The organism is Caballeronia grimmiae (assembly GCF_022879615.1).
GTDB classification, from domain to species: Bacteria; Pseudomonadota; Gammaproteobacteria; order Burkholderiales; family Burkholderiaceae; genus Caballeronia; species Caballeronia grimmiae.
This window is the reverse complement of sequence record NZ_CP084274.1, coordinates 112,920-125,988: the sequence shown is the minus strand read 5'-3', so window position 1 is coordinate 125,988 and position 13,069 is coordinate 112,920. Positions and strand designations below refer to the sequence as shown.

Below are 13,069 nucleotides of genomic sequence, written 5' to 3'. Positions count from 1 at the left end.
GAAAACATGCGACATTTGCAGCAGTTCTACATCGATGGCGAGTGGGTCGACCCGATCGGCGACAGGCGTCTGGCCGTCATCGATCCATCGACGCAGGAGCCGATGGGCGAAGTCGCGCTCGGCGATGCCCGCGACGCCGATCGCGCCGTAGCCGCCGCGCGACGTGCGTTTGCATCGTTCGCAGCGAGCCGCGTCGAGGAGCGCGTGGCGTTGCTGCATCGTTTGCTCGACGCGTATCTCGCGCGTTACGACGAAATGGCCGACGTCATCATGCGCGAGATCGGCGCGCCCAAGAAGCTCGCGCATGCGTGGCAGGCCGGGCTCGGCAAGCGGCATATCGAGGAGACGCTGCGAACGGTCGAGCGTTTCGAGTGGCAGCGCATGAAAGGCTCCACGCTCATCAATCACGAGCCTGTCGGCGTAGCGGCGCTCATCACGCCGTGGAACTGGCCGATCAATCAGATCGTGTGCAAGGTCGCGCCTGCGCTCGCCGCCGGATGCACGGTGGTCCTCAAGCCGAGCGAAGTGTCGCCGATGAACGCGGTGCTCTTCGCCGAAATCGTCGATGCGGCGGGCGTGCCCAAAGGCGTATTCAATCTCGTGAACGGCGATGGCCCGACCGTCGGTGCGGCGCTCGCCGCGCACCCGGACGTGGACATGGTGTCGTTCACCGGATCGACACGCGCGGGCGTCGAGATTGCGAAGCTCGCCGCGCCGACCGTGAAGCGCGTGCATCAGGAACTCGGCGGCAAGTCCGCGAACATCCTGCTCGATGACGCCGATTTCGACGCAGCGGTGACGGCGGGCGTGAACGCGTGCTTCAGCAATAGCGGTCAATCGTGCAATGCGCCGACGCGCATGCTCGTGCCCGCATCGCGTCACGACGAAGCGGTGGACATCGCGGTGCGCGCGGCGCGGCAGCATCGCGTAGGCCCCGCCGATGCGCCCGGCACGACGATGGGCCCCGTCGTCAGCGACGTGCAGTTCGAACGTGTCCAGCGCATGATCGAAATCGGCATGAGCGAGGGCGCGGCGCTGGTTGCGGGCGGCCCCGGACGTCCCGAAGAACTGGCGCGCGGGTACTACGTGAAGCCGACGGTGTTCGCGAACGTGGATCCGTCGATGACCATCGCGCGCGAGGAAATCTTCGGGCCGGTGCTCGTGATCATGCCGTATCGCGATGAAGAAGAAGCCGTTGCGATAGCCAACGACACATCCTATGGTCTCGCGGCTTACGTGCAGTCGAAGGATCAGGAGCGGGCGCGCCGTGTCGCGATGAGGATGCGCGCGGGCAGCGTCTACGTGAACCATCCGGCGTGGGACCCGGGCTCGCCGTTCGGCGGTTACAAGCAGTCGGGCAACGGACGCGAGTACGGCGAGTGGGGACTGGAGGCGTTTCTCGAAGTGAAGGGCATCGTGGGCTACGGGGCGTAGTTCGCCGTTTGCGCGGCGTTCGCCAGTTCGGCTGGCCGTGCGCCGCGCAATGCATCGGCAATGCGCTCCGCCATCATAATCGTCGGCACGTTCGTGTTCGCGCAGGGAATCGAGGGCATCAGCGAGGCATCGCACACATGGAGGCCGTCGACGCCGTAGACCGCGCCGCTTGAATCGGTGACGGCGTACATATCGCCCGATGAACCCATGCGGCATGTGCCCGATGGATGCCACGTGCCGCCGACCGACCGCATGACGAACGCGGTCAACGCGTCGTCATCGCGCAGCAGGTCTTCGATCGTTATGCCTTGCGTCACGACGCTCTTGATCAACGCGCCGCGCAACGGGCCGGCCACATCGAGCAGCGCGCTCAGTGCGCCACGCTGCAGCGCATTCCACTTGCCCGGCACGGCGACGGCCGCCACGCGCGGAGAATAGCTCGACGGAAACACAGCATCGCGCGAGGCGTTCATCATCGGCGATGCAAGCGTCGCAGCGCCGAAGCGCAGCGCAAGTTTCAATCGTTCGAGATCGCGGGAATCGGTGAGCATGGCGAAATCGACGTTCGGTTCATCGGACGCATTCGGCGATGCAAGCGTCACGCGTCCGCGCGAATACGACTTGTTGACCCAGAAGAAGATCGTGCCGAGCCGATAACCCACCGAATGCCAGCCCGAGCGCGAAAGAATGGCGCCGTGCATATCGCCCTGAACGGTATCGGGCAGGCCGGAAGAGAAACGCACGATGGCCTGCTCGTGATGCTCGTCCGGAAACGGTGTGCGCGCGGCGCGCGGCAGGAATGCGGACACGGCAATCGACGGATGCTCCATCAAGTTGCGACCGACGCCGGGCCGGTCCGCAACGACATCGATGCCGAGCGCGGCGAGTTCTTGCGCAGGCCCGACGCCGCTTCGCATCAGCAATGCGGGACTGTGAATCGCACCGGCCGATACAATCACGCGCCGTGCTTTCAGGTCGTGGCGCGTGCCGTCGCCGCGAACGATGCGCGCGCCAATCGCCCGTTTGCCGTCGAACAGAATGCGCTCGACGACTTCGTCGGTGCGCAACGTGAGGTTGCTGCGTGAGCGGGCGGCATCGTCGAGATAGCAGACCGAAGTCGGAATGCGCTCGCCTTGCGCGCTCACCGCGATGGCTCCGATGAACGTGCCGTCTTGCCACGGCCCGTTCTGATCGTCGTGCAGGGCATGACCTTGTTCGGCAAGCGATGCGAGCACGGCACGCACGAACGGCGAAATGCGCGAAGGCGGCGTGCGCTGGATGCGCAACGGTCCGTCGCTGCCGTGATATTCGCCGCTGAAGTCGCAGTCCGATTCGAGCTTGCGGAAGTAGGGCAGGCACGTTCGCCAGTTCCAGCCCGTTGCGCCGAGTGCTTCCCATTCGTCGTAATCGGCGGGCGAGCCGCGATTGGCCATCAGCGCATTGATCGCCGACCCGCCGCCAAGTAGACGCGCCTGCTCATAACGCCGCGATGCCGGGCGCGTGCTCATGCGCGCTTTCAGCGCCTGCCAGATGTTGCGGGTATCCAGATAGGCGCGGCCCGGATAGCGGCTGCGGATCGCATCGGGCATCGAGTGCGCGGAGATATCGCGGCCCGCTTCGACGAGACAGACGCTCGTGCGCGCATCCTCGGAAAGACGCGCGGCCAGCACGCAGCCGGCCGAGCCGCCACCCAGGATCAGATAGTCGAACACGGCGAGCGCGCGAGCCGCGTCACTGCATGAACTTGAGCCAGCGGGCCTTCGCCTGAATGCCGGGCTCGGACGCCCACCAATCCTCCGACATCAACGCTTGTTTCGCTGCATTGGCCGGGGCGCTCGGCAATTCGGCCGCGCGCTTGTCGGTGATCTTGCCAGTCTTGAACGCAGCGGGATTGCCCGGACCATAGTCGATATAAAGCGGCAGATTCGCCTGCAATTCCGGCGATACCGCTGCATTCACGAAGCGCACCGCGTCGCTGAGATTCGGCGCGTTCTTGAGAATGCAAAGCTGCGTGTTCTGCAGGATGCCGTCGTTGAAGGTGAACGCGACGTCCGGATCGTCCTTCATCACGGCGCTTGCGCGGCCGTTCCAGATCATCGTCATGTCGACTTCGCCGTCATGCAGCAATTGCGCGGACTGGCCGCCCGATGTCCACCATACCGTGATGTGCGGCTTGATCTCTTCGAGCTTCTTGAACGCGCGGTCCACGTCGATCGGATAGAGCTTGTCACGCGCTACGCCATCCGCGAGCAGCGCGGCTTCGAGCACGGTCGTCGGGTCGTTGCGCAAGGCGCGCGTGCCGGGGAAGTTCTTCACGTCCCAGAAGTCTTTCCAGCTCTGCGGGACTTTCTTGAGCGTCTTCTTGTTGTAGCCGATGACGGTCGAATAGAACTCGTAAGGCACCGAATAAGGCGTGCGGTACTTCTCGGGAATGCTCGCGGCATTGGGCAGTTTCGAGAAGTCGAGCTTCTCGAGCAGGCCTTCGCGACCGCCGCGCAGGCAGTTCGATGTCGGCGTGTCGACGACGTCCCAGATCGGCTTGCCCGTCGCGCCTTGCGCCTTGATCTGCGGCCACGCATCCGGAATGCTGTCCTGGTTGATGGTGATGCCCAGCTCTTTCGCGGCGGGATCGAGAATCGCCTTCGTCTGCGCTTCCTGATAGGCGCCGCCTTGCGACACGAACGTAATCTTGCCGGCCGCGAAGGCGGGCGCCGCGCCCGCGACCGACAGCAGCAATGTGATGGCGAGCGGACGAACGGAAATGTGCGGACAGCGGAACCTTGCAATCTTCATCACGGCGTTTTCCTCGACAAGGTTGAAGCAGTGGACCTGTTGCAGGTCGCGCGGCCCCGCCCGGTTTCAGTCCGAAGCGGCGACGACGCGGGGATGATTCAAAATATATTGAGTCAATTAGGCAAGGGCAACGCCGCAATTGTTGGAGTGACCATGACCTGATGTTATGCCGCTCAGAAGATCACATAGACCTTGCGCATGGTTTCATCGACTTCCCATGTGCCTTCGGTGTTCGCCGCAAAGAAAAGCGTATCGCCGCCCGCGAAGTGCACGGTGTCTTCGCCGTCGGGCGTGAAGCGGCCGCTGCCCGCGAGAAAATGCATGACCTCCGCCTGCTTTACTGCGGGACGATACGTGCCGGGCGTGCATTCGAACACGCCGGTATCGATAGCTTCGCTGCCGGGAATGACTTTCTGCACGCCCGATACCCTGATTTCCCGCGTGCCCGGAAGTCCGGCCGTGCCCCAGTCTTCGAGTCCTTCAATCGCCACGCTCTGCCGGATCTGCTGAACTTTCATGTCTCGCTCTCAAGTATGTTGGATTCGCCGCTCTATCCTGCCGAGCCGCACGACGGTCACGCCGGGCCGCAGTTGCCGTAATGAAGGCATCACGAGCATGCAGTCGTCGTAGGGTGTTTCGACAGGCTTGCCTTCCGACCAGCCGATGACGCTGCCCGCATCGCGAAACACTTCGAGACCGGTGTAACCGGCGGCGAAGCGGAAATCCATGCTCGTTGCGACGACCGGTTGCGTCACGCGCACGACGAGCATTTCCGGCGGCGATGGCTGTATCCATCCTGCGGGCGCGTCTTGTTCGTCGATCACCCCGGAGAGCACGAGAAAGCGCGCGGTCACATCGCGGGCGACCGTCACCGCGTTCGCTTCCCAATGCTGGCCGCATTCGATGAGCAACGCGTTCTTCGCACTCGACGGATCGCCGAAGCCTTCGTAATCGCGCATGCGCCGGCCTTCCGGATGCCCTTCGTCGCAGATGACGGTGGCGGGCGTGCCGAGCCGCGCCGACAGTTCGATGCCCTTGTCGAGCGGCCCCGCGACGATCAACGGTTTGCTCTTCTCGTGCATCGAATGCAGGTCGAGCAACAGATCGACGGTGTCGATGACGGGCCGCATCGCCCGGGCGCGACGCAGTTCGCTCGAGTCGCGCGAGGCGTCATCGAGCGTTTGCGCGGTCCATACGCGATTGAAGTCCTGATCGACGAAGCGGGAAGCGTCGGGGTGGTCCGCATCGAAACGGCGGTACGCATCGACGTTCGCAAACGCGAGCGTGAGCTTGCCGCGCTTTGGCCGCAGTGCCGCCCGCAGCAGTTCATCGACGACGATCGCGCCGCACACTTCATTGCCGTGCGTGAGCGCGTTGATCATCACATGCGGACCGTCGATGCCCGAATGGAAGGTATGCACATACGGCACACCGGTATTGCCCGCCTCATGCCCGCCGATGTCGGGAAACGCGATCTCGATCGGATAAGCGTTCATTCGAGGCCGCCCTGGCACAGATACTTGATCGACAGATAATCGTCGAGACCGTACTTCGAGCCTTCGCGTCCGTAGCCCGATTCCTTGACGCCGCCGAACGGCGCGGCCTCGCTCGCCAGCGCGCCTTCATTGATGCCCACGATTCCCGCTTCGAGCAGACGAGAGACGCGGTCGATGCGCTTTGCATTCTGGCTGTAGAAGTAAGAGGCGAGGCCGAAAGGCGTATCGTTGGCGGCGCGGATGGCTTCCGCTTCATCGTCGAAACGGAAGAGCGGCACGACAGGGCCGAAGGTCTCTTCGCAACTCAACTGCATCTCCGGCGTGGCGTCGGCCAGCACGGTGGGCGCGTAATAGTTCGGTCCGATCTGCGAGAGACGCTTGCCGCCCGTGAGCACGCGAGCGCCGCGCTTCACGGCATCGTCCACATGGCGCTCGATCTTCTCGACGGCGCGCGCGTTGATCATCGGGCCGATCTGCGCGTCGGGATCGGTGGCGGGCGCAACCTTCAGCGCGGCGACGCGCTGGGCCAGCAAATCGGCGAACCTGTCATGGACGGATGACTGCACATACACGCGATTGGGGCACACGCACGTCTGTCCGCCGTTGCGAAACTTCGATGCCATGAGGCCCGCGACAGCGGCTTCGATATCGGCATCGTCGAACACGATGAAGGGCGCGTTGCCGCCGAGTTCGAGCGACAGCTTCTTCAGCGTGCCCGCCGATTCCCGCGCGAGATACTTGCCGACGGGCGTCGAGCCGGTGAAGGTGATCTTGCGCACGCGGCCGTCTTCGAGCCAGTCCGCAACCGCTTCCTGCGCGTGCGCGCGCGACGCGCTGATCAGGTTCAACGCGCCCGGCGGCACGCCCGCTTCATGTGCGAGCAGCACGAGCGCGAGCGCGGTGAGCGGCGTGTCTTCCGCCGGCTTGCCGACGACCGTGCAGCCCGCCGCGAGCGCGGGCGCGATCTTGCGCGCGATCATCGCGAGCGGGAAATTCCACGGCGTAATCGCCGCGACGACGCCGACCGGTTCTTTCACCGCGCTCATGCGCTTGCCGCGCTGCTGCTGCGGAATGATGTCGCCGTAGATGCGCGTGGCTTCGTCGGCGAACCACGCGACGTAGGACGCGCCGTACATCACTTCGCCGCGCCCTTCCGCGAAGGGCTTGCCTTGTTCGAGCGAGATGAGACGGCCGAGCGCATCGGCGTTCTCGACGATCAACGCATGCCAGCGATGCAGCACCGCCGCGCGTTCCTTCGGCAAGGCATCGCGCCAGGCGGGGAACGCGCGCGCGGCGGCGTCGGTGGCGGCGCGCGCATCGGCGGGGCCGCTGTCGGCAACCTGCGCGATGACTTCGCCCGTCGCGGGATCGGTGACGGCAAAACGCTTGCCGCTTGCAGCCGCGACCCACTTGCCGTCGATGAAGTTATCGGCGCGTATGAGATCGCTCAGCTCGTATCGTTGCGTCATGATGGTCTCCGGAAACATCAGCCGAGCAGTTGGGCGATCGCCGCGCCGACGTCCGCCGTCTTCGCCGTGCCGCCCAGATCGCCGGTACGCGGGCCTTCTTTCAGTACCGCGGAAATGGCGGCGAGCATCGCGTCGTGCGCTTCACGTTCGCCGAGGAAGTCGAGCATCATCGCGGCCGACCAGATCATCGCGATGGGATTGGCGATGCCCTTGCCCGCGATATCCGGCGCGGAACCGTGAACCGGCTCGAACAGCGACGGAAAGTTGCGCTCGGGGTTCATGTTGGCCGATGGCGCGATGCCGATGGTGCCCGTGCATGCGGGGCCTAGATCGGAAAGAATATCGCCGAAGAGATTGGTCGCGACGACCACGTCGAAGCGATCCGGACTCAGCACGAAGCGCGCGCACAGAATGTCGATGTGCTGCTTGTCCCACTCGATGTCAGGATACTGCTGCGCGATCTCGGCGGCGCGCGCGTCCCACCACGGCATGCTGATCGAGATGCCGTTGCTTTTCGTCGCTACCGTGATCTTCTTCTCGCGCTTTTGCGCCAGATCGAATGCGAACTTAAGCACGCGCTCGGCGCCCTTGCGCGTGAAGATGGAAGTCTGCGAGACGAACTCGCGCTCCGTGCCTTCGAACGACACGCCGCCCACCGCCGAGTACTCGCCTTCGGTGTTCTCGCGCACGATCATGAAGTCGATGTCGCCCGCCTTGCGATTGGCGAGCGGCGAGGGCACGCCCTCGAAAAGACGCGCGGGACGCAGATTGATGTACTGATCGAACTCGCGTCGAAACTTCAGCAACGAGCCCCACAGCGAGATATGGTCCGGCACCGTCTGCGGCCAGCCGACCGCGCCGAACAGAATCGCATCGGCGTCCTGCAACTGGGCTTTCCAGTCGTCGGGCATCATCTGGCCGTGCTGCGCGTAGTAGTCGCAGCTCGCCCATTCGATCTGCCGGTATTCAAGCGCGATGCCGAAACGCTTGCTCACGGCATCGAGCGCGCGCAATGCTTCGGGCATGACTTCCTTGCCGATGCCGTCGCCCGGAATCACGGCAATGCGATAGGTGCTGGACATGGATTACTCCGCGTGAAGTTGATCGACGTGAAAAAGCACGCGCGTGCACAAGCGCGAGCGTGCCTTCGACAAAACGAAAGAGAGACGAGGCGTGCGCCTCAGTGTTGCGGCTGCGAGAAGAGCGTTTCCAGCGGATAGTGCGACTTCACGAACGACGTCTTGATGATGACGTAGCTGAAGTACTTTTCGATGCCGATGCCGCGCTCCAGCAGCCCTTCGATGATGCTTTGATAATGGCTCACGCTGCGCGTGACGAACTTGAGCAGATAGTCGTAGCCGCCGCTCGCGAGATGACACTCGACGATCTCGTCGACATCTTTCACCGCATTCACGAAGTTGATGAAGTCCTCGCGGCGATGATCGGCGAGCGTGACTTCGGTGAAGACCACCTGCACGTCGCCGAGTTTCTCGAGTTGAATCTGCGCACCATAACCGACGATATACCCCGCTTTTTCCAGCCTTTTCACGCGAATCAGGCAAGGACTGGGCGACAGACCGACTGCATCGGCAAGCTCGACGTTCGTGATGCGCCCGCGCTTCTGCAATTGCGAAAGAATGCGGAGATCGAGGCGGTCCAGCTTGCTGTCGTTGCTCATCGTGGCGGGGTCGGTCTTGCATGTCGGCGGTCGGTCGATGTTATCACGCTGCCGCGCGGGACCTGCATCCGGAAACGCCCTTCAACGCAGCGCGGACCTCGCTTGCCGCGAGCACGTCGTCGAGCGTTTTGGTGAGGCGATCGAAAAGCATGTCGAAGTTCGCTTCTGTATAGCAAAGCGCCGGTGCGAAGCCGAGAATGTTGTCGCCGAACGCGCGAAACACGAGCCCGTTGCGATACGCCGCCGCCGCGATGCGATCGGGTAGCTTCAGCGAGGCGTCGAAGCCGCGCTTGCTGTCCTTGTCCGCGACGAGTTCGAGGGCACCGAGCAAGCCGCGATGACGCGAATCGCCGACGAGCGGGTGATCGAGCAGCGCATCGAGCCCTTGTGCGAAGCGCGGCGCTTGCGCCTGGCCGTTCGCCAGCAGGCCGCCTTCGTGATAGAGCCGCATGACTTCGAGACCGATGGCCGCGCTCACCGGATGCGCCGAATAGGTATGACCATGACCGATCGGCGCCGCTGCATCGCCGCCATTCGCGATGCCCTGATAGACCGCATCCGACATGAGCACCGCGCCCATCGGCGCATAGCCTGCCGTCAGACCTTTCGCGACCGTCATCAGGTCCGGCTCGACGCCTTCGCCTTCGCAAGCGAAGAGCGGACCGGTGCGGCCGAAACCGGTGATGACTTCATCGGCGACGAAGAGGATATCGAGCTTGCGGCAGGCTTCGCGCATCGCTTTCAGCCAGCCGGCGGGCGGGACGATCACGCCGCCCGAGCCCTGAATCGGCTCGCAGAAGAACGCAGCGACGTTGTCCGCGCCGAGTTCGGCCACTTTAGATTCGAGCGCTTTCACCGATGCATCGATGAGCGCGGCGTCGTCCGCGTAATCGTTGCGATACGCATACGGCGATGGAATGTGATGCTGCGTGCGCTGCGGCAGATCGAAGTTGCGATGAAACGCGGGCAAGGCCGTCAGCCCCGCGCCGATGGACGACGATCCGTGATACCCGCGTTGCAGCGCGATGAAATGCTTCTTCGACGGACGGCCCGTTGCGTTGTAGTAGTGCGTGATGAAGCGTAGCGCGGAATCGACTGCATCGGAGCCGCCGAGCGTGAAGTACACGTGTTGCAGCGATGCCGGCGCAAGTTCGACGAGCTTCGCGGCCAGTTCGATCGCGGGCTCGGAGCCGAAGTGGAAATAACCGGTCGCATAAGGCAGCTTCGCCATCTGTTTCGTAGCGGCTTCGACAATGCTCGCTTGCCCATAACCCGTGTTCACGCACCAGAGGCCCGAGAACGCGTCGAGCAGCTGATTGCCTTCGATATCTCGCAGGAACACGCCATCGGCGGAATCGAGCACGGTGACGCCGCGCGCTTCATGCGCGCGATAGCTGACGACGGGATGAATCAGATGCTTGCGGTCGGACTCGACGAGCGACTTGATCGACATGATGCGGCTTCCTCTTCGCGAAGTGTTCGGAATGGCTCTTGACCGCTTCAATGTTATCGGCAGGAAGGCATTGCGCGCATCGCCAATAAAATCGCCAAATAGCGAAAATGCCGCGTTTTGAGGGGCCGCGCAGCATTTTGTGCTGCACGCTCCCGCCGATGGCTTCAGTAGCCGCGCGTGCGGTCTATCTCGCCGATCATGCGTTCTCCCGCGCGATGACGCCGCAGATTGTCCAGCACCACCTCGACGGCGCTTTCGGGGCGCGTGGCGCTCGCGATATGCGGCGTCAGGCGCACGCGCGGATGCGTCCACAGCGGATGTGTCGGCGGCAAGGGTTCGGGATCGGTCACATCGAGAATGGCGGCATGCAGATGCCCGCTGTCGAGCGCATCGAGCAAGTCCTGCTGAAGCACGTGCGGGCCGCGCCCGACGTTGATGAACGACGCGCCTTTCGGCAGCGTCGCGAAGACGTGCCGGTTGATGACGCCGCGCGTCGCAGCGGTGAGCGGCAGCAGGCAGATGAGGATATCGGTGCGGGCGAGGAAGGCGTCGAAGGAAGCATCGCCCGCATAACATTCGACGCCTTCTATCTCGTGCTGCGAGCGGCTCCATCCCGCGCACGGAAAGCCGAAGAGACGCAGCGTTTTCAGCACTGCCGTGCCGAGCATGCCGAGGCCGAGCACGCCGATGCGCCGCGTCGAAGCGGCGCACACCGGCATCTCGCGCCACGCACGCTCGCGTTGCAGCGTTGCGTAGTCGAGCAGGTCGCGGTGAATCGTGAGCACGGCTTGCGTCACGTATTCCGTCATGCCTTCCACGATGCCCGGCTCGGTCATCCGCACGACCGCGACATGCTCCGGCACGGCGGACAGATCGAACTGATCGATGCCCGCGCCCACCGAGAAGATCACTTCGAGATTGGGCAGCGTCTGCATGATGCCGGCGGGCGGCTGCCATGCGGCGAGATAGCGGACGGCGGCGGCGTCGCCGATATCGGGCCACAGACGGAAGGGCACGTCCGGCGCTTTTTGCGCGAAGTGCTGCGCCCATTGCCTGCCGCGCTCCGGATCGGCCTTGTAGAGGATCGTCATGAATCAGCCCAGCCCTTGATTGATGATCGCGAACTGCGCGACGGATTCATCGTGCGGCGGCGTGCCGTTGCGCGCCATCTTGATGACGGTATCGACGCGCGGCAGGCCAAGCGCCGCGAGCCAGTCCGACAGGCCACTTTCGCCGGGCGTATCGATGCGCGTGAAGCGATCTTCGTTGCGTGCCAGAAGATGCGCGATGAGCGCCTGCGCATGGCGCATGTGCTCTTGACCGGCGGTGCTCGCGACGACCGGGCCGATCGCATGACCGCGCCCGAATTCGCGGATGAGCGCGAAGCCGAGCGGTTGCCCTTCGCGCTCGATCAGCACGCCTTGCGCGACGCGCAATAGCGCCGGCAGCACGGCGCCGCGATCGAATCCGCTTGCCCGCGATGCGAGCGCGACGAGCGTGGCGGTATCGCCCGGTTCGATCGCGCGAATGCGCTCGTTGGGCCGCAGGTTCACGACAGGCACGGAGAAACTAGCGGATTGATGCTGATGGACCGCGCCGATGCGCTTGAATCCGAGCTTCGCATAAAGCGGCTCGCCGGCGGGCGTTGCGTGCAGCACGGTGATGCGGCTGCCGAGCGCCTCGAGCAGCAGTTCCATCAGCTTGCGTCCGATGCCTTTGCCCTGGCTGTCGGGCGCGACGATGACCATGCCGAGCGATCCGCCCGCGTCGCCGTGCTTCCAGCAGAGCGCCGTGCCGACGACGCGTTCGCCGTCCTGCGCGATGAAGCCCGCGCCGACATCGAGCACGAAGCGCCAGTCGTCGGCGCGATGCGGCCATTTCACTTCGAGCGAGAGCGCGTGCGCGGCGGGGATGTCATCGACGGTGAAAGGGCGGTAGAGAAGAGCGGATGTTTCGGCGGCCGACACGGCATGCTCCACGTTGGAAGATGCCTGTCACTTTGACACGCCGCCCGGGGCGCGGATAGGACGATCCTGCTGCGTCATGTCGCCGGGTTTTGAACCGGATAGTGAACGATGCCCGGCGCGCGGACCACGGCGCCTTGCGTCAGATGCGCTTCTTCGATGCGGTCGTCGCCCATAAGATGAAACACGGTCTCGCCGTGCGCGAGCAGATAATCCGCGACGATGCGCCGGTGACAGCGCCACCAGAGCGCTTCGGAACACATGACGGCGCAGCGTTGCTGACGGCCGAGGCGGATCAGTTCATCGAGACCGCTGCGGAAGCAGTCCGACAGCGCATAGTCCGCGTAGTTGTGAAAGCTGCGGTTCTCCCAGAAGCCGTTCAGATCCGGCGCAATGTCTTTCGCTTTGCTGCGCAGACCGCCCAGTTCGGCAATTCGTTCATATGCGATGCCGTAGGGCGCGAGGCTCGCGGGCAACGTGTCGGCGTTGAACTGGGGATTCGTCCGGGATTTCGGCACCGTGCGGATGTCGACTAGCTGCTGCACGTCCGCTGTTCGCAAGAGCGCGGCTAGCTCGTCGATGGTCCGGGTGGAATGGCCGACGGTGTAGAAGGGCAGGGGCATCGGGCGCTCGTAGGTGTGAGATCGAATGAAGCAGGGGGCGTGCCGTGGACAAGGGCGAGCGCTATCGCGGCACGACGCACGTCCCTAGGGTTTACACAGATTTTCAACTTTCCGCCGCGTCCTACAATGAGCATCAATTCACGTATAGCAAGAGCAGTT

General features: G+C 63.9%; 12 protein-coding genes. 1 reads left to right on the top strand and 11 read right to left on the bottom strand.

Annotated features, from left to right (window positions below; all coding sequences use genetic code 11):
* Positions 1 to 6 precede the first annotated feature (6 nt).
* Positions 7 to 1,434 carry an aldehyde dehydrogenase family protein gene (locus LDZ21_RS23925; RefSeq protein WP_244797128.1) on the top strand — a complete coding sequence of 476 codons (1,428 nt, stop codon included), beginning with the start codon at positions 7 to 9 and terminating at the stop codon, positions 1,432 to 1,434.
* On the opposite strand, the gene LDZ21_RS23920 is transcribed toward LDZ21_RS23925, so the two are convergent.
* From LDZ21_RS23920 to LDZ21_RS23870, 11 genes are all read right to left on the bottom strand, one after another.
* Complete coding sequence (locus LDZ21_RS23920) at positions 1,422 to 3,146, bottom strand: GMC family oxidoreductase (protein ID WP_244797127.1); 1,725 nt, start codon at positions 3,144 to 3,146, stop codon at positions 1,422 to 1,424. The two genes, LDZ21_RS23925 and LDZ21_RS23920, sit on opposite strands and share 13 nt — an antisense overlap.
* 19 nt (positions 3,147 to 3,165) lie before the next feature.
* Entirely contained in the window at positions 3,166 to 4,227 is a 1,062-nt protein-coding gene (locus tag LDZ21_RS23915) for an ABC transporter substrate-binding protein (RefSeq protein ID WP_244797126.1), read from the bottom strand.
* 173 nt (positions 4,228 to 4,400) lie between these two features.
* The gene (locus LDZ21_RS23910) at positions 4,401 to 4,745 is read right to left on the bottom strand and encodes a cupin domain-containing protein (RefSeq protein ID WP_244797125.1); all 345 of its coding nucleotides are present in this window, start codon (positions 4,743 to 4,745) and stop codon (positions 4,401 to 4,403) included.
* A gap of 9 nt (positions 4,746 to 4,754) precedes the next feature.
* A complete protein-coding gene (locus LDZ21_RS23905) occupies positions 4,755 to 5,723 on the bottom strand; it encodes a M14 family metallopeptidase (protein ID WP_244797124.1) in 969 nt (322 codons plus the stop codon).
* Positions 5,720 to 7,192: an NAD-dependent succinate-semialdehyde dehydrogenase gene (locus LDZ21_RS23900; protein WP_244797123.1), complete on the bottom strand. Its 1,473-nt coding sequence runs from the start codon at positions 7,190 to 7,192 to the stop codon at positions 5,720 to 5,722. The genes LDZ21_RS23905 and LDZ21_RS23900 overlap by 4 nt, the downstream gene beginning before the upstream one ends.
* 17 nt (positions 7,193 to 7,209) lie before the next feature.
* Complete coding sequence (locus LDZ21_RS23895; RefSeq protein WP_244797122.1) at positions 7,210 to 8,274, bottom strand: tartrate dehydrogenase; 1,065 nt, start codon at positions 8,272 to 8,274, stop codon at positions 7,210 to 7,212.
* Positions 8,275 to 8,372: 98 nt separating this feature from the next.
* Positions 8,373 to 8,870, bottom strand: a complete 498-nt coding sequence (locus tag LDZ21_RS23890; RefSeq protein WP_035962638.1) for an Lrp/AsnC family transcriptional regulator — start codon at positions 8,868 to 8,870, stop codon at positions 8,373 to 8,375.
* A gap of 43 nt (positions 8,871 to 8,913) precedes the next feature.
* Positions 8,914 to 10,323: an aspartate aminotransferase family protein gene (locus tag LDZ21_RS23885; RefSeq protein WP_244797121.1), complete on the bottom strand. Its 1,410-nt coding sequence runs from the start codon at positions 10,321 to 10,323 to the stop codon at positions 8,914 to 8,916.
* A 164-nt stretch (positions 10,324 to 10,487) separates the two neighbouring features.
* Positions 10,488 to 11,414 carry a 2-hydroxyacid dehydrogenase gene (locus tag LDZ21_RS23880; protein ID WP_244797120.1) on the bottom strand — a complete coding sequence of 309 codons (927 nt, stop codon included), beginning with the start codon at positions 11,412 to 11,414 and terminating at the stop codon, positions 10,488 to 10,490.
* Between the two features lie 3 nt (positions 11,415 to 11,417).
* The gene (locus LDZ21_RS23875) at positions 11,418 to 12,290 is read right to left on the bottom strand and encodes a GNAT family N-acetyltransferase (protein ID WP_244797119.1); all 873 of its coding nucleotides are present in this window, start codon (positions 12,288 to 12,290) and stop codon (positions 11,418 to 11,420) included.
* A gap of 74 nt (positions 12,291 to 12,364) precedes the next feature.
* Entirely contained in the window at positions 12,365 to 12,910 is a 546-nt protein-coding gene (locus tag LDZ21_RS23870; RefSeq protein ID WP_244797118.1) for a DUF488 domain-containing protein, read from the bottom strand.
* Between the last annotated feature and the right edge of the window lie 159 nt (positions 12,911 to 13,069).

Coding starts and splice junctions, on each gene's coding strand:
- LDZ21_RS23925 (WP_244797128.1), top strand. CDS start 7: ATGCGACATTTGCAGCAGTTCTACATCGATGGCGAGTGGGTCGACCCG.
- LDZ21_RS23915 (WP_244797126.1), bottom strand. CDS start 4,227: ATGAAGATTGCAAGGTTCCGCTGTCCGCACATTTCCGTTCGTCCGCTC.
- LDZ21_RS23910 (WP_244797125.1), bottom strand. CDS start 4,745: ATGAAAGTTCAGCAGATCCGGCAGAGCGTGGCGATTGAAGGACTCGAA.
- LDZ21_RS23905 (WP_244797124.1), bottom strand. CDS start 5,723: ATGAACGCTTATCCGATCGAGATCGCGTTTCCCGACATCGGCGGGCAT.
- LDZ21_RS23900 (WP_244797123.1), bottom strand. CDS start 7,192: ATGACGCAACGATACGAGCTGAGCGATCTCATACGCGCCGATAACTTC.
- LDZ21_RS23895 (WP_244797122.1), bottom strand. CDS start 8,274: ATGTCCAGCACCTATCGCATTGCCGTGATTCCGGGCGACGGCATCGGC.
- LDZ21_RS23890 (WP_035962638.1), bottom strand. CDS start 8,870: ATGAGCAACGACAGCAAGCTGGACCGCCTCGATCTCCGCATTCTTTCG.
- LDZ21_RS23885 (WP_244797121.1), bottom strand. CDS start 10,323: ATGTCGATCAAGTCGCTCGTCGAGTCCGACCGCAAGCATCTGATTCAT.
- LDZ21_RS23880 (WP_244797120.1), bottom strand. CDS start 11,414: ATGACGATCCTCTACAAGGCCGATCCGGAGCGCGGCAGGCAATGGGCG.
- LDZ21_RS23870 (WP_244797118.1), bottom strand. CDS start 12,910: ATGCCCCTGCCCTTCTACACCGTCGGCCATTCCACCCGGACCATCGAC.